Genomic DNA, 22514 nt, shown 5'->3' on the forward strand with positions numbered 1-22514 from the left:
TGGTGGCGGCTGCTTCCAGCTTATCTTCTGGCTTCCGCAGAATCGCTCAGTTAAGTTGCGGAAAAAAGCTGCCCTACCCTGCCCTGGGAAAAAGCTTTTGGCAAAGGAGGAAACCATGGAAGCTAGCCTTAACGGGGGCGCCAGCGGCGGTAGAGTTTTTCCAGATCTACCCAGACCATCACCACCGTGCTGAAGCCCACGCAGATAAGCAGCTCAGTGAGGGTCAGTTCTTCTGTCCCGAAAAAGTCGCGCAGGAAGGGCACATAGAGCAGGGCCAACTGCAGCAGCAAAGTGGTCAGCACCGCCCCCAGCAGGTAGGGGTTGGAAAAGGGGTTGAGCTCGATGGTCAGCTTGTCATTAGAGCGAACCGCCAGCGCATGGCCCATCTGGGCAATACACAGGGTGGTGAAGACCATCGTGCGCCAGTGAACGATGTAGGCTTCCACAATCGCCATCATGAGGATCGTCGCCAAGCCAAAGACGACGCCAATGCGCACCATGTAGGCGCCGAGCCCTTGGGCAAAGATGCTTTCTTTGGGGTTGAAGGGGGGGCGCTGCATCACCCCTGGCTCTGCTGGCTCCATTGCCAAAGCCAGAGCGGGCAGGCCGTCGGTTACCAAGTTCATCCACAGGATCTGCAGGGGCGTCAGCGGCACGTCCTCTAGGCCTAGAAGGGGTGCAGCAGCCACGGTCAACACCTCGCCGATGTTGCTGCCCAGGATGTATTTCACAAAACGGCGGATGTTGCTGTAGACCACCCGCCCTTCTTCAATGGCCGCCACGATGGTGGCGAAGTTGTCGTCTAGCAGCACCATGTCGCTGGCCTCTTTGCTGACATCGGTGCCGGTGATGCCCATGGCAATGCCGATATCCGCTTGGCGCAGGGCAGGGGCGTCGTTGACGCCATCGCCGGTCATGGCCACAAACTGGTTTTGCTTTTGCAGGGCCTGCACGATGCGCAGCTTGTGCTCGGGAGCCACGCGGGCGTAGACGTTAACCCTCTGCACCGTCTCCATCAGCTCCTCAAAGCTCAGCCGGGAGAGGGTGCGCCCATCAATGGCCTGGTTCTCGGAGTCGAGAATGCCCAGCTCGCGGGCAATAGCAATGGCGGTGAGTTGGTGATCGCCGGTAATCATTAGGGTGCGGATCCCGGCCTGCCGGCAGCGGGCTACCGCTTCCCGCGCTTCGGGCCGAGGGGGATCGTACATGCCCACTAGGCCCAGCCACACCAGGTTGCGCTCGATCTCCTCCAGGTTCTCCGGGATCCGCGGCAACTGCTGAGTGGCCACCCCCAAAACCCGGATGCCCTGAGCTGCCAAGCGGTTGTTGGCGCCCAAAATGGCCTGGCGATCCGCTTCTGAGAGGGCCTGCCAAGTTCCGTTTTTCTGGATGTAGGCGCACTGCTCCAGCACCAGTTCCGCGGATCCCTTGACGTAGACGCGGTAGCTGCCCTCCTCTTGCACCACCACGCTCATGCGCTTGCGTTCTGAGCTAAAAGGGATCTCCTGCACCCGCGGGTGTTGCTCCTGCAAAGAGGCCTTCTGCAGGTTGGCCTTGGCGGCAGCCACCAGCAGGGCGGCCTCGGTGGGATCCCCCAGGATTGACCAGGTGGGGGCAGCGCCGCGCTGGGCTGGGAGAGTGGCTTGCAACAGGGCATCGTTGCAGAAGACCACCGCCCTGAGAAGGGCCTGCAAATCGGGGGCGCTCTGGGGATCGATGGGCTGGCCGCCGCAGTAGAAGGATCCCTTGGGAATGTAACCGCTGCCGCTGACGTGGTAGTGGCGCTCAGGGGTAACGATGTCGGTAACCACCATTTTGTTTTCGGTGAGGGTGCCGGTCTTGTCGGAGCAGATGGTGGTGACGGATCCCAGGGTCTCTACGGCCGGCAGGCGGCGGATCAAGGCATTGCGGCGCACCATGCGCTGGGTGCCAATGGCCAAGGTAACCGTGGTGACAGCCGGCAGCCCCTCCGGCACCACCGCCACGGCCATGCTGAGGGAAGTTTCCAGCAGCGAGGCAAAAGGCGCCATGCTCCCGGCTTGGAGCAGCCCCACGATCACCACCAGCGCCACCAAGGCCAGGGATCCCGACACCAGCACATTGCCCAACTGGCTCATGCGCCGCTGCAGGGGGGTGGGCTCGGTTTCCACCGTCTGCAGCAGCCTGGCCACCTTGCCCAGCTCCGTGTTCATGCCGGTGGCAGTAACCAAGAGGATCCCTCGCCCCTGCAGCACCTCCGTGCCCATGAAGGCCATGTTGCGCCGCTCACCCAGCTCTGTGTCTTCGGGGAGGACACAATCAGCCTGCTTGGTAACCGGTACCGCCTCTCCGGTCAGGGCCGCCTCTCGCACCTGTAGGTTCACCGCTTCCGCCAAGCGCCCATCGGCTGGGATCTGCACCCCCGCTTCCAGCAGCACCCGATCCCCTGGCACCAACTGGTTGGCAGGGATCTCCTGCCACAGCCCGTCCCGCTGCACCCGCACGCTGGGGGAGGCCAATTTTTTTAGGGCCGCCAGCGCCTTTTCCGCCCGGCTTTCTTGCAAGTAGCCCAGCAGGCCATTGAGACCTACAACCAGCAAAATGGCTAGGGCATCTTTAGGAAACTCTCTCTTTTGCCAATCCAAAAGGGCTGAAATCAGCGCCACGGCAATCAGCATCAGCAACATGACGTTGCGGAATTGGTCAAGAAAGAGCTGCCAGGCGCTGCGGCCAGGAGAGGAGATCAGCTCGTTGGGGCCGAATTCCCGCTGCCTTTGGATCACCTGCTGGGTAGTCAGGCCAGAATCGGGATCGGTCTGCAACTTCTGGATAACAGCGGGAAGAGGAAGACTATGCCAGGCAGGAGTAGAAACAGCGGCGGATCCAGAAGCTTGGGCCATCGCAAACACTTCCAGGGAATGGACAAATTCTACGTTAGCTCTCAAAGCTTTCCATAGAGGAAAAGGGATCCCCATTTCCCCAGTTTCGTGGCAAGGTGGGGACAGAGGCCCCCTGGAGACTGCTATGGCGAGCAAAACTCCCACTCGCGATGTTCAAGTGGCCGTTATCGGCTCCTCTACCTTGGTTCTCCGCTCTCGCACCTGGGATCGCCTCAAGTTTGAGCTGGAATACGCCCGGCAGCGGGGCACCACGGCCAACAGTTACCTCATCCAGGCCCGGCAGACCTTGCTCATTGATCCGCCGGGGGAGTCGTTTACAGACATTTTTCTCGAGGAGCTGGCCCAGCACCAGTACCTGCAGCGGCTGGACTTTATCCTACTGAGCCACGTCAACTTCAACCGCATCGCCACCCTCAAGGCACTTCTGCCGCTGGCTCCCTATGCAGTGGTGCTCTGCTCTAAGCCGGGATCCCTCACCCTGCGAGCCGCTTTTGAGGGCAGGGAATCCCCGCCTCCTAGTCGGGATGAAGAGGAGGCCGCCGATTTTGGCATTCCCTACGGCAATAACCAGTCCTTTCGCCTGCGGGTAATCCGGGATGGGGATCGCCTGGATCTAGGCGAGGGCCATGAGCTGCACTTTCGCACTGTCCCCACGCCCCGCCACCCCGATGCCCTCTGCACCTACGACCCGGCCACTGGGATCCTCTTTACCGACAAGCTGTTTGGTGCCCATGTCTGCGACGAGCAGGTGTTCGACGAGCACTGGCGGCAGCTTAGCGAGGATCGCCGCTACTACTTCGACTGCTTACACCGCAGCCAAGCGCCCCAGGTAAAAGCAGCCCTGGCCAAGCTGGAGGAGTTCCCCGCCCAGATCTACGCCCCCGCCCACGGCCCCTTGGTGCGCCACAGCCTGCGGCGGCTGCGCTTGGATTACCACGCCTGGTGCGAGGAGGATCCCTTGGAGCAGCGGGTGGCTCTCCTGTATACCTCTGCCTACGGGAACACGGGCCTGATGGCGGTAGCCATTGCCCAAGGCTTGGAGCGAGCAGGAGTTACCGTGGAGCGGATTAACTGCGAATGGGCTACCCCTGAAGAGATTGCCCAGGCCCTGGAGCGCTGCCAAGGGTTCATTATCGGATCCCCCACCTTGGCCGGCCACCCCCCTGTCCAGATCCAAACAGCCCTAGGCATTATCCTCTCTTCTGTTCCCACCAGCAAGCTGGCCGGGGTCTTCGGCTCCTATGGCTGGAGCGGTGAAGCCCTGGATCTCATTGAAAGCAAGTTGCTCAACGCCGGCTTTACCCTGGGGTTTGCCACCATCCGCGCCAGGTTCAAGCCTACCCCCGCCGTCCTGGAAGCCTGTCAGGAGGCGGGATCCCAGTTTGCCCAAGCCCTGCGCAAGGCCAAGCGAGCCCGTGCCCCCCGCCAAGGCGGTGTTGAAACTCAGGCGGATCGGCTGGGGCAGGCCCTCAGCCGGGTTGTGGGATCCCTCTGTGTGGTGACCGCCCTGCAAGATGGGATCCCGCGCGGCTTCCTTACCTCCTCGGTGGCCCAGGCCAGCTTCAACCCCCCTGGCCTAACCCTTTCTGTAAGTAGGGACAGCGAGGCAGAACTGCTCACTCGTCCCCAAGCGCCTTTTGTGCTCAACATTTTGCGGGAGGGCAAAAGCAGCAGCCTGCAGCGACACTTTCAACGGCCCCAGCGCCCTGGTGAAGACCGCTTTGCCGGTTTGGCCATCACCACTGCCGAAAATGGCTGCCCGATCCTATTGGATGCCCTGGCTTACCTGGAGTGCTGTGTCAAAAGCTGGATGGAGTGTGGCGATCGCTACCTGGTCTACGCCGAGGTAGAGCGCGGCAAGGTGCTGGATCCCACGGGGGTTACCGCCATGCGGCGCGGGCAAGCTAGTATTTTGCTGGTCTCAGCTCCCAGGGGGTGCCATTGACTATGCAAGACATTCTTGAGGGGGTCTTCAAAGGTTTTGCCCAGATTGGCGGAAAAGTTGTAGAGACCGCCTTTGATATAGGCAAGGTTACCGGCCAGGTTACCGGGTCAGTTGCGCAAACTGTCATTGGTACAGGTATCGAGACCACCCAAAAAGCCGGAGGAATTCTTCTTGGCACGGGTCAAACCACTTTCCAAGTCAGCCAGAAAGTTACAGAAATTATTGTTGAAAAGATTAAAGACCATATTTTCGATCCCCATCATGAGCCTTATTTGATCTGTATTGAACCCTCCCTGGGTTGGGACGAGGCCCTGGTTTTCATCAACGGTTTCCTTAGCGAAGGTGAAACCCAACCTTGGAAAAAAAGACTGTTGTGGGAAACACTCCGACGTGCCGGATGGCAGGGATCCCTGTACTACCTTTGGTGGGATGCTTCCAACCCGGCGAGTTTGACCTTGTCCCCTCTGAAGCTAGGGGTAGGACTACTTGCCCACTGGGAAGCCCACAAAGCAAAGGCCAAAGAAGTGGGACTAAAGTACGCCTATCCCCTGCTCTCTGCTTTGCCGGAAAGGCAGATTACCCTGATGGGGTTTTCCTTGGGGGCAAGGGTAGCCTACTACATCATGCGCGGTTGGCCCCAGACTGCAGATCGACGTCTTAAAGATGTTATCTTGCTCAGCGGTGCCGTTAGGAGGCAAGCCGATAAGAACTGGAGCCTGCATGTAGAAAATATCACTGGAAAGTTGGTAAACATCTACAACGAAGACGATTGGGTTCTGGCCTACGTCTTCAAAGTACCTTCCCTTAACCGCAGCCCCTGCGGGATCAAGCCAATTAGAGAGTTTCACCCCAGAATTGAAAACCTCAACGCCACTCACTTAATCGGCTCTGGTGAGCATAGCTACGAAGCCTATCTACCTCATCTGGAGTTTCTTCTGGATCAGAAGCTGGACTGGAAAAGCCGCAGGAACCGTTTGTTCTAGGTCATGAAGCCAGAAGAGAGGGGCGACATCTGTAGAGAAAGTTGCTCTCTGGCTCCCCTCTCCCCCTGTAGAGAGGTTGGAGGAGCGGAGCGTCTCAATCTTGCTGGGAACAACCATCAGTGAAGATGAGTGGCTTTTCACCTGTATTCTCTGTTGCCGTCCGAGCCTGTTTCTATTCGGAATGGCAGTCGGGGAGTGAGTTTCATTGCAACAAACCCTCTCTGCCCTGCGTTTTCAGTACGACAACAAGCTTGATCTCCTCTTTACCGACCAGGGCGAATACCAAGGTTTTGAATCGTCAAGATTGGTGTGTAGAGGTGCTGATGGAGAAATCTCCCATGCAGGCAACCGCTGAAACGAGGAGGAACTGCGGCTACGCCAGGATCCGCTCGCAGGTGAGTGTCTCTGCACGCCGTCTGAGCAAGAGCTGATAGACTGAATCGAGAAGCACTCTCGGAACGGCTAGAGAGCGTTGATCCCTGGGATGAAGGTCCTGCAGAGGGGCTGGGTTGCTGAGCATTGGTTATCGAGCTTTGGGCGGAGGCGGGATCCGCCTGCTAGGATTGACCTAATCAGGGGAGAGGCGCGGGGATGGTTTGGCAATTGCTGACGTGGCCGGCCCAGAGCCTGCTGTGGTTGGCGGAGCAGATTCGAGAACGAGCCGAGGCGCAACTCGACAGCAAAGAAAACCTCCAGAAGGAACTCACCGCCCTGCAGATCCAGCTCGATCTGGGGGAGATTGACGAAGAGACCTATACCCGGCGAGAAGAGGAGATCCTGCTAGCTCTGCAAGCCCTAGAGGAAGCCGAAGCAGCTGCTGAGGGGGAGGCAAGGGATCCTGGATAGCCTTTGCTCCAGCAGGGTGGAGCGTTCGGCGTTCCCCCAGGCCTGCAGGTTTTCCAGGACGTCAGCTGGCAAAGCGTTCCCTGGCTAGTGCTTTGCAGAAGCAAGCTATGGCCGAGGGGAAAGCATTGGTTTTTGCCATCCGCCCTGGCCCTGCCCGACCCGTGCAATTGCGGCGGAGCAATTTTCCATCTTCAGTTTGTTGGGGGGCCAGGCTCACTGGATCCCGAATTTCATCTTCAGAATGCTCAGGGCTTGCGGTATCATGTGCTAAGCAGCTCCAGAACAATTGAAAGCAGCGAGGTCAAAAAAGTGGTTAGGGTAGCCATCAACGGGTTTGGTCGTATCGGCCGCAACTTTCTGCGCTGTTGGCTCAGTCGTCCCCAGTCCAATATTGACATTGTTGCCATCAACGATACTTCAGACGCTCGCACGGCTGCCCATTTGCTCAAGTACGACTCCATCCTCGGGACCCTACAAGGAGTGGAAGTGGAGGCTACTGAGGGTGGTTTGTTGGTTAACGGCAAGCACATCCACGCCGTTTCCGATCGCAACCCAAGCAACCTGCCTTGGAAAGAGTGGAAGGTGGATCTCGTAATCGAGGCTACCGGCGTTTTCGTAGACTACCAGGGTGCCTCCAAGCACCTAGAGGCAGGAGCCAAGAAGGTGATGATCACCGCCCCAGCCAAGGGGGGTGATATCCCCACCTTTGTCTATGGGGTTAACCAGCACACCTACGACCCAGTGCGGCACAACATTGTCAGCAATGCCAGCTGCACCACCAACTGCCTTGCCCCACTGCTGAAGGTGTTGCTGGACAAGTTTGGTGTGCGGCGGGCTACGATGACTACCACCCACAGCTACACGGGTGACCAGCGCATTTTGGATGGCGGCCACCGCGATTTACGACGGGCGCGGGCAGCAGCCTTGAGCATGGTGCCTACTACGACGGGGGCAGCTAAGGCAGTGGCGCTGGTGATCCCTGAATTGAAAGGCAAGCTCAACGGGGTGGCAGTACGGGTTCCCACGCCCAATGTCTCCTTGGTGGATTTGGTAGTGCAAACAGAGCGCCAAGTGATTGCCGAGGAGGTCAATGCTGCGTTGAAAGAAGCCTCGGAAACGACAATGAAGGGGATCATTGCCTACTCAGAGGTCCCCTTGGTTTCTATTGACTACCGCGGCCACAGCTGCTCCGCCATTGTGGATGCAGAGCTGACCAGCGTTCTGGACGGGGATCTCGTCAAGGTCATGGCCTGGTACGACAACGAGTGGGGCTACTCGCAGCGGGTGCTGGATCTGGCCGAATACATGGCTGCCCACTGGGTGGGGTAGGTGACTGCCTCATCCCTTAGCGGCAGAAAAGGAAAACTCAGCAAAAACTTGCCAGCGCCTGCCGTCGTGGGCAAGAAGGGTGAGGGCAGAAGCGAGGAAGGATCCCTGGAAAGGGCGGCTCTGGAACTCTGGCCAGGCAGCACGGAACTGGGCTGGCCGGAGATCCCGAAAGGCTACTGTTATGTGAGGCACAAAAGGGCGAGGGGGAGCTGTTGTTGCCTGCAGGTTGAGAAGGAGGCTCATGTGCCGCTGGGCCTTGGCCTGGAGCTGCTGCAGCTCCGGAGAGGGCTCGACGTGAATATAGATAACCCGTGGTGCAAAGGCGCCGAAGCCACGGAGCTCAACAGCAACGGGGGCCTGCTCCTTGGCAAATTCTTCCAGGGATCCCGTCAGGGCCGTCAGCTGGGCAGTGGGCCACTCGAAGGGGGGCACTAGGGTAATGTGAGGAGGCGAGCGCAGGGCTGCTCGACTGGCAAATTGCTCAGCCACCTGCTGCTTGATGGCTGTTACTTGCGCTTGCAGCTCAGGAGGGGGAAGGAGGGCAAGAAACAACCGCTGGTGGGGGGCATTGAGCAGCATTGCCGGGCAGCTGGGGGCTACTTTATCCAGCCTAGGGCATCACCGCCCCAGCCCTCTACCCCGATCCCAAAGGCTTTCTGGGACGCCCCAGGCTTTCTTAAATTGCTCATATAATTATCCAGCGATTACCTAGTGGCAGTAGGATACAGCGATCCCCCATGACAGAGCTTTCCAACCCCCTTCCCACGCCGGCAAGGTCCCATCGGATTCCGTTTTACCATTGGCATCTCTTCCTCTGCGCCGACCAGACCAAGCCCAAGTGCTGTGAAAAGGCAGTGGGGCTGGAAGCCTGGGAATACCTGAAGTTGCAGATCCAACAGTTGAACCTAGAGCTGGGGGGCGTGGGCCCCTTGTGGGTCAACCGCACCAAGGCCAATTGCTTGCGGGCCTGCAACTACGGTGTTCCTGGGCCAGTGTTGTTGGTGTACCCCGGTGGATTTTGGTACCACTCGGCTACGCCGCCGGTGATAGAGCGGGTGCTGCAGGAGCACATCCTGGGTGGGAAGCCAGTGGCCGAGTATCTGGTTGCCCAAGCTACTCTAATTACCGCTTAGCGGTCGGAGCCTTACCGCCCCTGATCTAGGAGGGCGTGGATGGCCTCCACACAGGCTGCGGTGGTCTGCTGCAGTTCAGCTTTCTCGCTAGAAGCGGGCGGGGGGAGCAGCTTGCCAATGCGCACCGTGATGGGGCAAAACAAGCGCGGCCAGCGGGATCCCTTCGGCAGCACCTTCTCAGTGCCCCAGAGGGCCACAGGGAGCAGAGGCGTTTGAGTGCGCGCGGCCACTAAGGCTGCCCCCAAGTGGGGGTGGGGGATGCGGCCATCAGGGGTGCGGGTGCCGCTGAGAAAGATCCCTACCGCCCACCCCTGGACTAAGGCCACTTCAGTTGCCCGCAGGGCACTGCGATCTGCCCCTCCTCTTTTCACGGGATAGGCTCCGTAGAGCCGAATCACCTGTTTCAGCACGGGCACCTGAAATAGTTCTTCCTTGGCCATAAAGGCTACAGGGCGGCGTACTGCATTGGCAACCAGCGGCGGATCCAGGTAGCTAGCATGGTTGCTGACGATGATCAGGGATCCCTGGCGAGGCACATTTTCCTGCCCATAGGTGCGGCCAAAATATAGTCCCCGAAACAGGGGGTTGACCACCAGCCACTTGAGCAGCCAGTAGGCCAACCAATCGCGGCGGCGATAGCTCATTTTGACTTGCGATAGCTCCTTCCTTGAGTGTAGGGGGGAGGAGGCGTTGCTTCTAGCTCTCCAGTCCGGATTCCCTCCTCCAGCCAAGTCTCAGCGATTTCCGTAAAGTGGCGGCTCCCCAGCTTGAAGAGGCGCAGCTTGGTCCTAGATCGTGGCCTGCCCGGTTCTCCCGGCGGGCAAACTGCCAGAGGAAGTAGCAGGAGGACTCTGGCCCTGTAAACCTCCAGCCCAGGTGGAGGCAGCTAGGGATCGGGGAGATCCCGCCATTGGCGGCGGCTGGGAAGGGGGGTCCGCAGCTACAAGATGGGTAACATCGAGAACCAGAAGCCCGCATGGAGGAGGATGGATCACCAGTTAAGCTGTGACGTGTTGGTCATTGGCTGCGGGGTGGTGGGCTGTGCCATCGCCTATGAGCTAGCGGCAGCAGGGCTGTCAGTCATTGGGGTAGATGCTAGGGATCCTGCCTCGGGCGCTACCGGCGCGTCGCTGGGGGTGTTGATGGGAGTCTGTAGCCGCCAACCCAGCGGAGAGGGGGTGCAGTTGCGCCTAAAAAGCCTGGAGCAGTTTGATCCCCTGATTGCCCGGCTGGAAGCGGACTTGGGCCGGAGTTTGCCTGTCAATCGGCGTGGCATTCTGCGCCTCCTCCAAGAAGAAGAGGTAGCAGCTTGGCAGGAAACCTTGGCAGCTCGTCAACAGGCGGGCTATTGCCTTCAGTGGCTGAGTCCGGCGGAGGTGAGATCCCTGCAGCCTGGCCTACGGAGCGACCTAGCAGGGGCTATCTACTCTCCCCAGGATCGCCAAATCCAGCCCAAGCTCCTCACCCAGGCCCTCCTGGAGGCAGCTCAACGCCGAGGAGCCCGCTTTTTTTTCCACCAGCCGGTTCACAGCTTTCAGCGCAGCCCGGATCCTCCCTTTCGCCTAGCGGCAGTTCGCACGCCCTCCCTCACCTTTACCGCAGGGCACGTTGTCCTTGCCGCCGGTCTGGGCAGTTCCGACCTGGCCAAGGAGCTGGGCTTGCAAATGCCGCTACAACCTGTTAAGGGCCAGGCCCTGCGGATTCAAGCCCCTGGGATCCCGCTGGGGCCAGTGGTTACCGATGGGGATCTCAACTTGGTTCCCCTGGGCGATGGCTCCCTATGGGTGGGAGCAACAGTGGAGTTTCAGGCCCCCCACCCCGAGCCAACCCTGCTGGCTCTTCAGGAGTTGCTGACCCGCGCCATCCAGCTTTGCCCGGCCTTGGCGGAGGCGAGGCTACTGGAGCACTGGGCTGGCCAGCGACCGCGACCGCTGGGGCAGCGCGCCCCTATCCTAGGGCCGGTTCACGGCTATACAAATCTTCTTGTTGCCACCGGTCACTATCGCAATGGGATCTTGCTGGCTCCCATTAGCGCTGCCATCCTGCGAGACTTGGTCCTGGAGGGCAAAACAGACCTGGGCAACCTCAGCGCCTTTGCCCCTCGTGAGAAAGTCGGGGGGGCGGAGGGCTAGCGACGCTACAGGCAGCTTTTGTCTATGGCTTTGCAGCGGCCTTGGCAAAATAGGGTCGTTTCTGCTGCCAGCGCCAGGCAGTTTGAAGGATCTCGGCCAAGGTGGTATAGCGAGGCTGCCAGTTGAGGTCGCGAGCAATAGCCGTGGTGTCGCTCACCAGCCGCGGCGGATCGCCAGGACGGCGCGCCCCCACCTGCACTGGGATCTGTTTGCCGGTCACTGCCTCAGCGGTGGCAATCACTTCCCGGACAGAAAAGCCTTGGCCATTGCCCAAGTTATAGGCTAGTTGCAGGGGCTTGCCAGCCACCAGCGCCTCTAGGGCCAACACATGAGCTTGCGCCAGGTCAGCAACATGGATGAAGTCACGGATGCAGGTGCCGTCGGGGGTATCGTAGTCATCCCCAAAAATGGTTAGGTGAGGGCGCTGGCCAGCGGCAACTTCTAGGGCTAGGGGGATGAGGTGGGTTTCCGGGTCATGGGCCTCGCCAATTTCGCCGTCAGGATCGGCGCCAGCAGCATTGAAGTAGCGCAGGCTCACCGACTGGATCCCGTAGGCAAGCTGAAAGTCCCGCAGCATCTGCTCCACCATGAGTTTGCTCTGGCCGTAGGGGTTGATGGGGCGCTGCGGGTGGGTTTCCGGGATGGGGATCTGCTCCGGCAGGCCGTAGGTGGCACAGGTGCTGGAGAACACCAGGTAGGGGATCCCGTGATCCCGCATGGCTTCTAGTAGAGTCAGGGATCCGGCTACGTTGTTGCGGTAGTACTTACCGGGCTCCTTGACCGACTCGCCCACGTAGGCGTAGGCGGCAAAGTGAATCACCCCTTCAGGGCGGTACTGGCGGATAACCTGATCCAGCCGCTCCCGGTCGGCAATGTCGCCAATTGCCAAAGGCCCCCAGCGAACAGCCCAAGGGTGGCCGTAAACCAGGTTGTCGTAGGCAATGGGCAGGTGGCCGTGGGCCGCCAGGGCTTTGCAGGTGTGGCTGCCAATATAGCCCGCACCGCCTGTAACCAGAAGCCGCATAGGCCAGAGCAGAAGGCAGTTTCCGTCCAGAATACAGCCATTCTTGCCGACCTTGGCAATTCCCCGGCCTATTCCAGGAGCTGCTGCAAATCCAGATGAGGCCGCCAGGCCTCTGCCAGACGATCCAGCAGTTCTTCCCGTTGCTGGGCGTAGTGGCCGTCCACCTCCGGCAAGGGATCCCAGCCTTTTTGCCGGCGCAGCCAGTTGAGCCAGTGGCGCCGCCAACGGTGGTTGTCAAAGAGACCGTGCAGATAGCTGCCCCAGATGCGGCCGGTGGGATCCCGCCAGCCCAGGTTTTCCTGCTCGAAGATTGGCAGGCAGCCAGAGGAATCGGCCTGGGTGGATCCCTGATGAATTTCGTACCCCTGGACGGGGGCAGGGGCGGGCCATCGGCTCTGCGTCTGCACCTGCCGGGTAATCTTCGTGGGCTGCAACACGGTGCTCAGCGGCAACAAGCCCAGCCCTGGGTAGGTGCCGGCGATCCCCTCCAGGCCATTAGGATCAGTGATGGTTTGCCCCAACATCTGCAGCCCGCCGCAGATGCCAACAATGTGGCCGCAATAGTGGCGCAGTTGGTCAGCCAGGCCAGTCTTTTGCAACGCCAACAGATCCTGGAGGGTAGTCTTGCTGCCGGGCAGGATGACCGCATCGGGGGATCCCAGGCTCTGGCCAGGGGCAACCCAGCGCAGATGGACGCTAGGCTCCGCCAGCAAGGGGTCGAAGTCGGAGAAATTGGCTACCCGCGGCAGGCGAACCACCGCGATCTCCAAACAGTCCTTCCCTAAGGCGCGGCGCCGGGGGCGGCGATCTTCCCAGAGTTGGGGGCCAGCCTCAAGGCCCAGCGAGTCTTCCTGGGGCAGCACCCAGTCCAGCCAGGGCAGAACTCCAACCACCGGGATCCCGGTGTAGTTCTCCAACCAATCAAGACCAGGCTGCAGCAGCTCCCGCACGCCGCGAAACTTGTTGATGACAATGCCGCGGATCAGGGCCCGCTCTGCCGGCTCCAGCAATTGCAGCGTGCCCACCACATGGGCCAGCGCCCCGCCCCGGTCAATGTCGGCCACTAGCCAAGTAGGGGATCCCAGATGCAAAGCTACCCGCATGTTGGCCAGATCCCGCTGCTTGAGGTTGACCTCCGCCGGGCTGCCCGCCCCCTCGCAGATAATCCACTCGTACTGCTGCTGCAGGCGGGCTAGGGCTGTTTTCACTGCCTCCCAGGCAGGCGCAAACCAGCGCTCGTAGTACTCCCTGGCACGGCAGGTGCCCACCGCCACGCCATTCAAGACAACCTGGGAGGTCAGGTTGCCCTGGGGCTTGAGTAAAATCGGGTTCATTTCCACCGCCGGCGGGATCCCGGCGGCCCAAGCCTGCAGAGCCTGCGCGTAGGCAATCTCGTGGCCCTCAGGAGTGACATAGGCATTAAGCGACATGTTTTGAGCCTTGAAGGGGGCAACCCTTTTCCCCGCCTTTTTGAGGAGACGACAGAGGGCAGCTACCAAAAGGGTTTTGCCCACATGGGAAGAAGTCCCCACCACCATTAAGGATCGGCAGGCGCCGTTCATTGGGATCCCTTTCCCTCACTTGCACTCGGCGAATTCCTCTTCCGCAGCAAAAGCCCTTGCCCCCCCTCTACCCCCTAAGGGCAGAAAGTCTTCTTCTTGTTTTTGTAGGACTGGGGCAGATGGATTCGAACCACCGAATGGCGGGACCAAAACCCGCTGCCTTACCGCTTGGCGATGCCCCAATTTGCCTTGCTTAGCTAGCTCAACCAATATAGCGAGGCGGCTTTGGATCTGTCAACGGTTGTCCTGCCCTCCTGGGTTAGGGGGAAGCGGCGTCTCCTGACCCGGGCCAGCGTTGACCTCAAAAGGGTTGGGCAGGTGGGGGATGCGGGCCACTTCGAAGAAGTAGGCACGGATTTCCGGCCCAAAGTAGATGACATCTCCACTTCTTAGGTAGTGGGTAGCCACGCGGCTGCCGTTGACAAATACGCCGTTGGTGCTAGAGCGCCCCTGGCGGTTGCCGTCAATGAGGCAATAGGTAAACCCTGTGCGGTTGGAGCGGGTGGGCACTCGCACCAAATAGGCGTGGCGGCGGGAGACGAAACGATTGACAATCTGGATGGAATTGGAGGAATCTCGACCGATGGTGTAGATATCCCCCCGCAGGATATAGCTGCAGGGCCGCACAGGATGACAAATGCAAAGGGTGAACTCCGGATAGGACAGGGGCTGCTCGGGAACTTGATCGAACAGCTCTTCCGGCAGTTCAAACTCCTGAGGAGTGGACGGATGCGCTCCGCCCACTGCCGTGGTTGCGGTAAAAAACGCAGTAAAGAAGTTGCTGTGGCTAGACGGCAATGGCTTTCCCTCTTCCACGCTTAAGCAGGCTCCACTCAATCTAGGGTTAAAACCCGCACTTTATAGCGCCTCCCGCCCCTCGTCGCTTGTTGGAAAACCCCTAGCTCCAGTGTACTATGGGCAACCTTGCAGATCCCTGCCTTCTCGAAAAACTTGGGAGGGGCTCAGAAGGGGCTCCCTTGGAGCGGCAAGCCTTGCCAGCAGACGGGCTATTCTGGGTAGCAGGGGTGTAGCCTGGAGGGGTGGATGTGACGGAAGCGCTGTTGCGTCGGTTGGATGTGGCTACAGAAGCGGCTCTGGAGGCGGCAGCGCTGCTGCGCGAGTATTTGGACAAAGCCCTGGCCATTGAGGAGAAACGTCCGGGGGACTTGGTAACGGCAGCGGATCGCGCCTCCGAGGAGCTCATCTTGAAGATCCTGAGGCGCCACTTCCCCGAAGACGTGATCTTGACGGAGGAATCTGGCCAGCAGGGATCTCCCGAAGGCACCTACGCCTGGATGGTTGATCCTCTGGATGGCACCACCAACTTTGCCCACGGCTATCCCTTTGCTGCCGTCTCTATTGGCCTGCTGGAGGGGCGGGAGCCCGTGCTAGGGGTAGTCTGCGACATCTTTCGCGGGGATCTCTTTCGCGCCGTCCAGGGGATGGGAGCCACCCGCAACCGCAAACCCATCCGCGTCTCCTCTACTACCGAACTCTCCCGCAGCCTCTTGGTAACTGGCTTTGCCTACGACCGCCGGGAAACCCCGGACAACAACTACGCTGAGTTCTGCCACTTCACCCACCTCACCCAGGGAGTGCGGCGAGGCGGATCGGCTGCCCTGGATTTGGCCTATGTGGCCACCGGCCAGCTGGACGGCTATTGGGAGCGGGGCCTCTCCCCCTGGGACATTGCCGCTGGGATTGTCTTGGTGCGGGAAGCCGGCGGTAAGGTTACCGCCTACGATGGCAGCCCGGTGGATGTATACAGTGGCCGCCTGCTGGCCAGTAATGGCTGGTTACACGCCGCTCTGCAAGAAGAACTGGCCCAGGTCAGCCCCCTGCCCGTCTCCTTTCCCATGCGACGGGATCGCCAGCCCAGGGAGCGAAGTAGCTAAAGATGCGGGCAAAAAGGCGGGGGGTCATGGGGCTTTTGCAGGGCAAGGAAGGCAACCTAGCCGGGAAAAAATTCCGGGGTTGGGGTTGGGCACTGGGGTTTGGCCTGGCGCTTCTCTTGGGGATCCCGGCCTACCCTCAGCCTGCCCAAGAGCCAGCCCTGGCCGCTCCCGTGGGCGAGCGAGCCCAGCCCCCCGACTCCCGTTGGGCCCAAATTCGGAGGCGGGGCCGTCTGCGGGTGGGGTTGGATCCCAGCTTAGGCCCAGCTTACCTCTACACCGACCCGGAGCGGCAAACCTACGCCGGCTTTGAGTGGGAGATCCTCGAGGCAATTGCCCAGACGCTGAAGGTACGGCTTGAGCCCGTCTACGTGGCTTGGGGTCAGCAGTTGACGGCTTTGCAGGCGGATGAGGTGGATCTCATCTGGGGAGCGCGGGAAGGCCTGGGCCTGGATCCGCAGCAATTTCTTGCCACCCGGCCCTACTACCTCAGCCCGCAGCGCTTGGTGGTACGGGATCCGGGGCCAGGGGAAGCTCCCATTGAGGCGCTGTCGCAATTATTTGGCCGCAAAGTGGGCATTGTAGTTAACAGTACAGGAGCAGCGCTGTTGGAAGCCTACAACGAGAGGCGGGGCAACCCTATCCGGCTCTTTGCCACCAGTAACCCGGAGCGCCTATTTGCTCAGCTCCAGGCTGGCCAGTTGGATGCCGTGCTTGTCGATCAGCCCGTTGCCGCCCTCCACCTGCGCCAGGCGGGATCCCGGCTGCGCCTAGTGGGGCCGCCCCTCTTTCCCATTCCTTTGGTGGGCGTGGTATCCTCGCAGCATCCTTCCCTGAAGGAAGCCCTGGATGAAGCAATCGCGATCCTGACCGAGAACGGAACCCTGCAACGCATCTTGGAGAAGTGGCAACTATGGGATCCCACTCTGATGTCCCCCGCCTCAGCCGAGGGCTAGCTCGCTACGAAACCGATCACTTCGCCATCTTGGGTGTGCCCCTCACTGCCGACTCCAAGAGGATCCGGCGCGGCTACCTGCAGGCGGCCAAGGCCCTGCACCCGGATCGCTTTGTCGGGGATCCGGAAGGGGCAGAGCGGGCCAATCTCCTTTTTGCCAAGCTGGTCAACCCAGCCAATGAGGTGCTGAGCAAGGAGCGGGAGCGGTCGGAATACGAGGCCCTCCTCAAGCTGCGCATCCAACGGCTACTGGAGTCGCCACCTGCAGATCTCTGGCCTACGGGAGAGACAGTCAAAGGTTTGGCCGAGTCTCCCAACTGGCAGGAAGAATATGTCCGGCGGGTGGAGAAGCTGGCCCAAGAGCAATACAGCTCCATGGCCACCCTGCTGGAGAAAACCGAGCAACTGAGCGAGCTCAACCTGGCCTATCTGCTGCTCAAAGCCGGCTACAAGGGAATCCCGACTCCTGCCGCCAAAACCACGCCCCCGCCTGGGATCCCAACCCCTTCCCCCAGCCGCACCCCCTTGGGTGGGATCGCAGCCAGCTCCCCGGTCCCGCCCACCCCGCCCCCAACTCCCCAACTCAACCCTGCCGAGACCCGCTTCCTGCAGGCGCTGGACATGATTGAGCGCAAGCAGTACCGGGTTGCCATCCAGTATTTAAACTTTGCCATCAGCGCCGAGCCCAACGTGGCCCGCTACTACCTGCACCGGGGCATTGCCCACTTGAAGCAAGGCAACGCCGGTATGGCCAAAGCCGACTTCCTGCAGGCCAGCCGCCTCGAGCCGGGCAACGCCGAGCTAATGGCGGAGGTGCGCCGCTGGCTACAGCAGGTCACCACCCAGCCGCCGGTTCCTGTCCCTGCTGCCAGCCGCCAGACCTCCCAGGCCCAGAAAGTGGTGCCGCCGCCGCGCAAAGAGGATAGCGGCGGCTTCTGGAGCCGCCTCTTTGGCAAGAAAAAGTAGGCCCAACTCCCCTTAGGAAGCGTCCCCCAGCAGCAGCAGCGTGACCAGGGATCCCGTATTCCAGAGGCTGTGCAGCAGGATGGGGGCCAACAGGTTGCGGCTGTGGCTGTACACCACCCCCAGCACTATCCCCAGCGTGGTCAGGGGCAGCAGATCGGAAAGGTTGAGGTGGGCAAGGGCAAAGGTGAAAGCACTGAGCAAGATGGCACCCCCCATTGGCAAGTAGCGGCTTAGCGTAGGCAGCCAAAAACCCCGGAACAGGATCTCCTCAAAAACAGGGGCACAGACAGAAACCACCGCCAAAAACAGCAAGCGCGCCCCCCAGCCGTGGCTCTCTAGTAGCAGCGGCAAAATGGGGTTGCCACCCCCCGCCTGCGGCAGCAGCAGCTGCGACAGGGCCGCCGCCAGCACTACCAAAGGCAGGGCTGCCCAGTAGCCGCCCAAGCCCCAGAGCGGCCAAGGGCCCCACAGCCGCACCTGCAACACCCTCTGCCAGCCGGGATAGAGCCGGAGAAGCCGGTACACCAGCGCCACTCCCAGCAGAGCGCCGGCGTTGTAGGTGAGAAACAGGGTTACCGCCTGATGCCAAGGGCTGAGCTGTTGCGCCCCCAAACCCAGCAGGACCGTGTAAAGGCGAGGCACCAGGGTATTGAGGAGAATGAACCCCAAAAACCAGCCGGTCAGCACCGCTTGCGCCCCGATCCCTGGCCAAGGCACCTCCCAGGCCGGGCCGAGGAGGGGACGTTGGTGCCAGAAGCTCCAGCCCAGCCAACCCAGCAGGAGGACGAGCCCCAGCAGCGCCCCTAGCACCGGGATCCCGCCCACCACCGCTAGCCGAAACAGGGCTGCCAAGGCCAACTTTTCCTGCTCCTGGTTGAGGGCATTGAGGCTGTCGCTGCGCTGCTGCAGATGGTAGAGCTGTTGCAAAGCCACCGCCTCAAACCAGCCGTCCAGGTGGTTGCGGATGTGCACCTCGGCCTCGGGCAAAATGCGCCGCGGTGTTCCCCACAGCCCCTGTAAGACCTGCGCCACCTCCTTGTGCTTGGATTCCAACGCAAAGGGGCGGCTGGGATCGGTGACCTGCTGCCACTGCTGCTGGGCCGCCTCCAGATCCTCCTGGTAAGCGTAGAGCAAGCCCAGGCGCAGCCATAGCCCATCCAGCTCTGCCTGCAGATCCTGAATAGCAGCCAGGAGGGCGGGATCCCCTTCTTCTTGGATTGCGGCCGGCCCCGCCGCCTCGGAAAGGCTGGCCAGTTCGGGTGTGCCCACCTCTGGAGCCCCAGCCGTTTCCAGCCCCGCCATTCGCTTGAGGCGCTGGAGGCGTTCGGCGTAGTTGTCAGCCACCTGTCGGTAGCGATGGCTGGCTACCTTGAACACCTCCTGACCCAGCAGAGCTCGGGCCAGATCCTGATAGCGGGGATCATCAAGGGTGCGGGCAGCCTGCAGAGCCAGGTTGGTCTGCAACAGATCTAACTTCGTTTGCGGTGGCGGCTGGAACCAACTGCTGGCAAGCGAAAGCCCAACAATGCCCAGAGCCAGCAAGCTGAGCAGGTTGAGGATCCCCCGGCGAACAGCAAGCCAAGTGGAAAAGGAATCAACAGAGGCCGTGGCTTCAGGAGGAGACATGGCAGCAAGGGAGGCAACTCCAGCGGGTTATATCCTAGCTTCTAGCTCAGCGGCGCTCTAGCCAATACCGGTAGATGGGTAACCCCAACTGCAGGCATTGCCACTCCCGCTCGGTAGGAATGCCAAAGGGGTTGTCCTCGATGGGCCCTTGATGGGGATTCCAAAACTGCGGATGCTCTAGGAAGCGGTCAACCATCTCCTCAGCAACTTCCTGCACGTCCGACTGTAAAAAGACGGGGCTGCCCGGTTGCAGCAGCAGCGCCAGATCCGCCACCAGTTGCGGCTGGACAATCCGCCGCTTGTGGTGGCGCTTTTTAAACCAGGGATCCGGAAAGAGGATGGTCACACGGCTGAGATCGCCAGGGGCAAACAGAGATCTTAGGGAAACATTGACGTTGGCAAAGAGAAAGTAGACGTTGTCCAGTCCCAGCTCCTCACGCCAAGCATTGGCCCGCTCCACCAGCGGCTGCCGAATTTCTACCCCCAAAAAGTTCCAGTCCGGCTGTTCCTGGGCCAAGCGCAGTAGAAAGCGTCCGCTCCCGCTGCCGATATCCAAGTGAAAGGGTTGCCCCAGCCGCCGATATACCCGTTCCCAGTGGGGTGGAGCGGCGGGCTGTTGGTACTGGGCCTGCAGGGGGTTGACGTGTTGCCGCAGCCGCTGGCCAAGCCCCTTTTGCAACGGGAGGTCAGCCCAGGGTGGAGAAGAAGAGCTCTTCTCCGCTTGACTTTTAAGACTTCGCTGTTGCACTTCTGGGGTCATCAGCCACCTCCTGCTGCCAGCTTCGGTCCTTGCAGAGGGGATCCCAAAACCCTCCCCCCACGCGGGAAAGGGTAACATCAGCTACCACTGGAGGCTGTCGATGACCTGCCGCAGGATCTGGGCCGAGCGGTGCAGTTGCTGCTGCTCGCTCTCGGTGAGGGACATGACCAGCGTGCGCTCCACCCCTTGCCGACCGACCACCCTGGGCAAGCTAAGGCAGACCTCCGGCAGACCATACTCCCCCTGGGTGAGGCTGCTCACGGTTAAAACGCGCCGCTGATCCCGCACCAGGGCCTGGACAATCTGCGCTACCCCTAGGCCAATGGCGTAGCTTGTGGCCCCTTTGCGGCGGATGATCTCGTAGGCGGCATTGCGCACCTGCTCGAAGATATCGCCCAAATGGGCGGGATCCCACTCCGGCAAGATCTGGCCAATCGGCGTGCCGGCAATGTTGACCTTGCTCCAGACGGCCACCTCGCTATCCCCATGTTCGCCGATGATGTAGGCGTGGAGGCTGCGCGGATCCACCCCCAGCCGCTGGGCCAAAAGGTAGCGGAAGCGGGCCGTATCCAAAATCGTTCCTGACCCAATCACCTGCCCCGCCGGCAGCCCCGACAACTTTAGAGAAACATAGGTCATGACATCGACGGGGTTGCTCACCACCAAGAAAATGGCACTGGGGCAGTGCTCCCTCAGGGCCGGGATCAGGCTTTTGAAGATCTCAACATTGCGGTGAGCCAAATCCAAGCGGGTTTCCCCAGGCCGCTGCTTGGCCCCTGCCGTTAAAATCACCACGTCGGACCCGGCGCAGTCGGCCAGCTCCCCTGCCCAGATCCGCGTCGGCTCGACAAAAGGGATCCCATGCACCAGATCCATCACTTCGCCTTCCAGCTTGGCGCGGTCGATATCGTAAAGAACCAGCTCGTCTAGCGTGTTCTGGATAACCATGGCGTAGGCACAGGCCATGCCCACTTGCCCGGCGCCGATGATAGCTCCCTTCAAAAGGCGACGAGAATCCCGCTGCTCCCTCTGCCGCTGAGGGGGCGAGGGGGGTTGGTGCCCAGAAACCGTCATGGCTTAACCTCTTCTCTTTGCTCTCCAGCTTAAACCCGCCTTGCTCCTTGGCAGCGGTGCCCTAGCTGGGCTCGGCAAAACCCCGCAGCAGCTGGGCAGATTCCGCCTCACTCAGGCCCTTGGCCTGCAGCAGTACCCCAAAGCTTCCTAGCCCTAGCGGATCAAGCAGGGCCTGGAGGGCAAAGCGCCGCCGCAACACCTGCCCCACCTCCTCTGCCCCCTCTTGGCTAAGGGCGGCCAGGCGTTCCGCCAGCCCCAGGTTTACTAGAAAACAGCTTTGCTGCGTGAAGCCTAGCCGCTTTAGTCCTAGAGATTCCCCTACCTGTTCCAGAGTGGTAAAGTCCACATGGGCAGTGAGGTCTTGGCACCCCACCCAACCATAGGGATCCGCAGAAGTGCCGTGGCGGCGGTAAGCCAGGAGCGTGCCCTGGGAGCGCTGGGGACTGTAGTAGCGCTGGGCAGGGTAGCCGTAATCGATAGTCAGCACGTAGCCCCGCCTCAGCTTGCGGGCCAGGAGCTGCAGCCACTCCAGAGCCTTGAGATTGACCTCAGTTTGGTAGCCAGAGGGGTAGGTGGTAATTGCAATCCCCAGCCGGGCAAAGTACGCTTCCAGAGCAGGTGTCGAGGGATCCCCCAGAACCTCTTGAAACCTTCCCTCTGCCCAATCCACGTAGATTTCCCGTAAAGACCCCCCCTGCACCTGCACTCGGTGGACGGGGAAGGCGTCCACCAGCTCATTGGAGAAGAAACAGCCAGTTACCGCCTCCTCGGGGATCTCCTCCCACGTGAGCCAGCGCACCTTCTCCCCAAAGCCAGCCAGGCGCTCCTGCTGCAGCCGCCGCAAAGAGGCAGAGCGCTCCAGGATCCCGTACTCTAGAGCCTGCCACAACGCAGGGTAAGCTGAGCGCACGTAGGCTAGCCAATCTTCAGCCAGGCAACCGCTGCCCGCTCCCATCTCAATCACCGCAAAAGGAGAAGGGGATCCCAGGACTTGCCAGAATTGGCAGATTTGCTCAGCCAACAGGTGAGCAAAGTCCGGCGCCAGCTGGGGAGCAGTCAAGTAGTCAGGGCCAATCGGGTAGTCCCGCTCGTAGTAGCCTAGCCCTGGCTCATAGAGGGCCCACTCCATGAACTGAGCAAAAGTTACTGGCCCCTGGGCACGAATGCGGCTGGCGATGAGATCGCGCAGTGGCTGATTGGTCTGAAGGTGCAGCAAAGACAAGCCTAAGGGCTGGGGTAGAGACAAACTCACTGCTTCAAAGAGCGACGCCAGTTTTGGCGAAACTGACGGTTAGTTAAGAGCAGCACCGGCCAAAGAGCTGAGACTAGCCATTTTCCAGATCCCGAGTAGATACGGTCTGCCTTGCGGACCGAGTACCAAACACCCCCCGCATAGATTGCCAAGAGC

19 protein-coding genes and 1 tRNA gene are annotated in these 22514 nt (G+C 60.7%); 9 read left to right on the forward strand and 11 right to left on the reverse strand.

The window, feature by feature from the left end:
* Positions 1 to 128: 128 nt before the first annotated feature.
* Positions 129 to 2879: a cation-translocating P-type ATPase gene (locus tag NW822_RS02615; RefSeq protein ID WP_414403431.1), complete on the reverse strand. Its 2751-nt coding sequence runs from the start codon at positions 2877 to 2879 to the stop codon at positions 129 to 131.
* Between the two features lie 124 nt (positions 2880 to 3003).
* Here NW822_RS02615 and NW822_RS02620 point away from each other — a divergent pair, with 124 nt between their 5' ends.
* From NW822_RS02620 to gap, 4 genes are all read left to right on the forward strand, one after another.
* Positions 3004 to 4824 carry a flavin reductase gene (locus NW822_RS02620; RefSeq protein ID WP_414403432.1) on the forward strand — a complete coding sequence of 607 codons (1821 nt, stop codon included), beginning with the start codon at positions 3004 to 3006 and terminating at the stop codon, positions 4822 to 4824.
* 2 nt (positions 4825 to 4826) lie between these two features.
* On the forward strand, positions 4827 to 5807 hold the full coding sequence (locus NW822_RS02625; protein ID WP_414403433.1) for a DUF726 domain-containing protein: 981 nt from the start codon (positions 4827 to 4829) through the stop codon (positions 5805 to 5807).
* Positions 5808 to 6398: 591 nt separating this feature from the next.
* Positions 6399 to 6653 (forward strand): gas vesicle protein GvpG, encoded by a 255-nt coding sequence (locus tag NW822_RS02630; RefSeq protein WP_414362574.1) that lies wholly within the window; start codon positions 6399 to 6401, stop codon positions 6651 to 6653.
* A gap of 309 nt (positions 6654 to 6962) precedes the next feature.
* Complete coding sequence (gene gap / locus NW822_RS02635; RefSeq protein WP_414362620.1) at positions 6963 to 7982, forward strand: type I glyceraldehyde-3-phosphate dehydrogenase; 1020 nt, start codon at positions 6963 to 6965, stop codon at positions 7980 to 7982.
* Positions 7983 to 7991: 9 nt separating this feature from the next.
* Here the strand turns inward: gap and NW822_RS02640 are convergent, their stop codons facing one another.
* On the reverse strand, positions 7992 to 8561 hold the full coding sequence (locus NW822_RS02640) for a 2'-5' RNA ligase family protein (protein WP_414403434.1): 570 nt from the start codon (positions 8559 to 8561) through the stop codon (positions 7992 to 7994).
* 158 nt (positions 8562 to 8719) lie between these two features.
* On the opposite strand from NW822_RS02640, the gene NW822_RS02645 reads away from it, so the two are divergent.
* The gene (locus NW822_RS02645; protein ID WP_414362576.1) at positions 8720 to 9115 is read left to right on the forward strand and encodes a (2Fe-2S) ferredoxin domain-containing protein; all 396 of its coding nucleotides are present in this window, start codon (positions 8720 to 8722) and stop codon (positions 9113 to 9115) included.
* Between the two features lie 11 nt (positions 9116 to 9126).
* Here the strand turns inward: NW822_RS02645 and NW822_RS02650 are convergent, their stop codons facing one another.
* A complete protein-coding gene (locus tag NW822_RS02650; protein ID WP_414362577.1) occupies positions 9127 to 9759 on the reverse strand; it encodes a lysophospholipid acyltransferase family protein in 633 nt (210 codons plus the stop codon).
* 342 nt (positions 9760 to 10101) lie between these two features.
* Here NW822_RS02650 and NW822_RS02655 point away from each other — a divergent pair, with 342 nt between their 5' ends.
* The gene (locus tag NW822_RS02655; protein WP_414403435.1) at positions 10102 to 11247 is read left to right on the forward strand and encodes an NAD(P)/FAD-dependent oxidoreductase; all 1146 of its coding nucleotides are present in this window, start codon (positions 10102 to 10104) and stop codon (positions 11245 to 11247) included.
* Positions 11248 to 11269: 22 nt separating this feature from the next.
* Here the strand turns inward: NW822_RS02655 and galE are convergent, their stop codons facing one another.
* The 4 genes from galE to NW822_RS02675 all read right to left on the reverse strand — a co-directional run bounded on the left by galE (position 11270) and on the right by NW822_RS02675 (position 14631).
* Positions 11270 to 12271, reverse strand: coding sequence for a UDP-glucose 4-epimerase GalE (gene galE, locus NW822_RS02660; protein WP_414362579.1), 1002 nt, complete (start codon positions 12269 to 12271; stop codon positions 11270 to 11272).
* Positions 12272 to 12339: 68 nt separating this feature from the next.
* Positions 12340 to 13833 (reverse strand): cobyric acid synthase, encoded by a 1494-nt coding sequence (locus tag NW822_RS02665; RefSeq protein ID WP_414403436.1) that lies wholly within the window; start codon positions 13831 to 13833, stop codon positions 12340 to 12342.
* 110 nt (positions 13834 to 13943) lie between these two features.
* A tRNA-Gln gene (locus NW822_RS02670) sits at positions 13944 to 14015 on the reverse strand.
* Between the two features lie 52 nt (positions 14016 to 14067).
* Positions 14068 to 14631 carry an FHA domain-containing protein gene (locus tag NW822_RS02675; protein WP_414403437.1) on the reverse strand — a complete coding sequence of 188 codons (564 nt, stop codon included), beginning with the start codon at positions 14629 to 14631 and terminating at the stop codon, positions 14068 to 14070.
* Positions 14632 to 14873: 242 nt separating this feature from the next.
* On the opposite strand from NW822_RS02675, the gene NW822_RS02680 reads away from it, so the two are divergent.
* Genes NW822_RS02680 through NW822_RS02690 form a run of 3 tightly spaced genes read left to right on the forward strand, consistent with a single transcriptional unit; the run spans position 14874 to position 17646 of the window.
* Positions 14874 to 15728 carry an inositol monophosphatase family protein gene (locus tag NW822_RS02680; protein ID WP_414362582.1) on the forward strand — a complete coding sequence of 285 codons (855 nt, stop codon included), beginning with the start codon at positions 14874 to 14876 and terminating at the stop codon, positions 15726 to 15728.
* A 2-nt stretch (positions 15729 to 15730) separates the two neighbouring features.
* On the forward strand, positions 15731 to 16681 hold the full coding sequence (locus tag NW822_RS02685; protein WP_414403438.1) for an ABC transporter substrate-binding protein: 951 nt from the start codon (positions 15731 to 15733) through the stop codon (positions 16679 to 16681).
* The gene (locus tag NW822_RS02690) at positions 16639 to 17646 is read left to right on the forward strand and encodes a DnaJ domain-containing protein (protein WP_414403439.1); all 1008 of its coding nucleotides are present in this window, start codon (positions 16639 to 16641) and stop codon (positions 17644 to 17646) included. The genes NW822_RS02685 and NW822_RS02690 overlap by 43 nt, the downstream gene beginning before the upstream one ends.
* A 12-nt stretch (positions 17647 to 17658) precedes the next feature.
* Here NW822_RS02690 and NW822_RS02695 read toward each other — a convergent pair whose 3' ends face one another.
* The 4 genes from NW822_RS02695 to NW822_RS02710 form a co-directional block, all read right to left on the reverse strand.
* Positions 17659 to 19272 carry a lysostaphin resistance A-like protein gene (locus NW822_RS02695; RefSeq protein ID WP_414403440.1) on the reverse strand — a complete coding sequence of 538 codons (1614 nt, stop codon included), beginning with the start codon at positions 19270 to 19272 and terminating at the stop codon, positions 17659 to 17661.
* 46 nt (positions 19273 to 19318) lie between these two features.
* Positions 19319 to 20032, reverse strand: coding sequence for a tRNA (guanosine(46)-N7)-methyltransferase TrmB (trmB, locus tag NW822_RS02700; protein WP_414362586.1), 714 nt, complete (start codon positions 20030 to 20032; stop codon positions 19319 to 19321).
* 81 nt (positions 20033 to 20113) lie between these two features.
* Positions 20114 to 21034: an L-lactate dehydrogenase gene (locus NW822_RS02705; RefSeq protein WP_414403555.1), complete on the reverse strand. Its 921-nt coding sequence runs from the start codon at positions 21032 to 21034 to the stop codon at positions 20114 to 20116.
* Positions 21035 to 21167: 133 nt separating this feature from the next.
* Positions 21168 to 22352, reverse strand: a complete 1185-nt coding sequence (locus NW822_RS02710) for a class I SAM-dependent methyltransferase (RefSeq protein WP_414403441.1) — start codon at positions 22350 to 22352, stop codon at positions 21168 to 21170.
* Positions 22353 to 22514: the final 162 nt, after the last annotated feature.

Origin of the sequence: Synechococcus sp. H70.2 (assembly GCF_047462275.1) — a bacterium.
GTDB lineage: Bacteria > Cyanobacteriota > Cyanobacteriia > Thermostichales > Thermostichaceae > Thermostichus.

What these genes read in the sequence shown, in the direction of transcription:
- NW822_RS02615 (WP_414403431.1), bottom strand. Translation starts at nt 2,879, where the DNA reads ATGGCCCAAGCTTCTGGATCCGCCGCTGTTTCTACTCCTGCCTGGCAT.
- NW822_RS02620 (WP_414403432.1), top strand. Translation starts at nt 3,004, where the DNA reads ATGGCGAGCAAAACTCCCACTCGCGATGTTCAAGTGGCCGTTATCGGC.
- NW822_RS02625 (WP_414403433.1), top strand. Translation starts at nt 4,827, where the DNA reads ATGCAAGACATTCTTGAGGGGGTCTTCAAAGGTTTTGCCCAGATTGGC.
- NW822_RS02630 (WP_414362574.1), top strand. Translation starts at nt 6,399, where the DNA reads ATGGTTTGGCAATTGCTGACGTGGCCGGCCCAGAGCCTGCTGTGGTTG.
- NW822_RS02640 (WP_414403434.1), bottom strand. Translation starts at nt 8,561, where the DNA reads ATGCTGCTCAATGCCCCCCACCAGCGGTTGTTTCTTGCCCTCCTTCCC.
- NW822_RS02645 (WP_414362576.1), top strand. Translation starts at nt 8,720, where the DNA reads ATGACAGAGCTTTCCAACCCCCTTCCCACGCCGGCAAGGTCCCATCGG.
- NW822_RS02650 (WP_414362577.1), bottom strand. Translation starts at nt 9,759, where the DNA reads ATGAGCTATCGCCGCCGCGATTGGTTGGCCTACTGGCTGCTCAAGTGG.
- NW822_RS02655 (WP_414403435.1), top strand. Translation starts at nt 10,102, where the DNA reads ATGGATCACCAGTTAAGCTGTGACGTGTTGGTCATTGGCTGCGGGGTG.
- galE (WP_414362579.1), bottom strand. Translation starts at nt 12,271, where the DNA reads ATGCGGCTTCTGGTTACAGGCGGTGCGGGCTATATTGGCAGCCACACC.
- NW822_RS02665 (WP_414403436.1), bottom strand. Translation starts at nt 13,833, where the DNA reads ATGAACGGCGCCTGCCGATCCTTAATGGTGGTGGGGACTTCTTCCCAT.
- NW822_RS02685 (WP_414403438.1), top strand. Translation starts at nt 15,731, where the DNA reads ATGCGGGCAAAAAGGCGGGGGGTCATGGGGCTTTTGCAGGGCAAGGAA.
- NW822_RS02690 (WP_414403439.1), top strand. Translation starts at nt 16,639, where the DNA reads ATGGGATCCCACTCTGATGTCCCCCGCCTCAGCCGAGGGCTAGCTCGC.
- NW822_RS02695 (WP_414403440.1), bottom strand. Translation starts at nt 19,272, where the DNA reads ATGTCTCCTCCTGAAGCCACGGCCTCTGTTGATTCCTTTTCCACTTGG.
- trmB (WP_414362586.1), bottom strand. Translation starts at nt 20,032, where the DNA reads ATGACCCCAGAAGTGCAACAGCGAAGTCTTAAAAGTCAAGCGGAGAAG.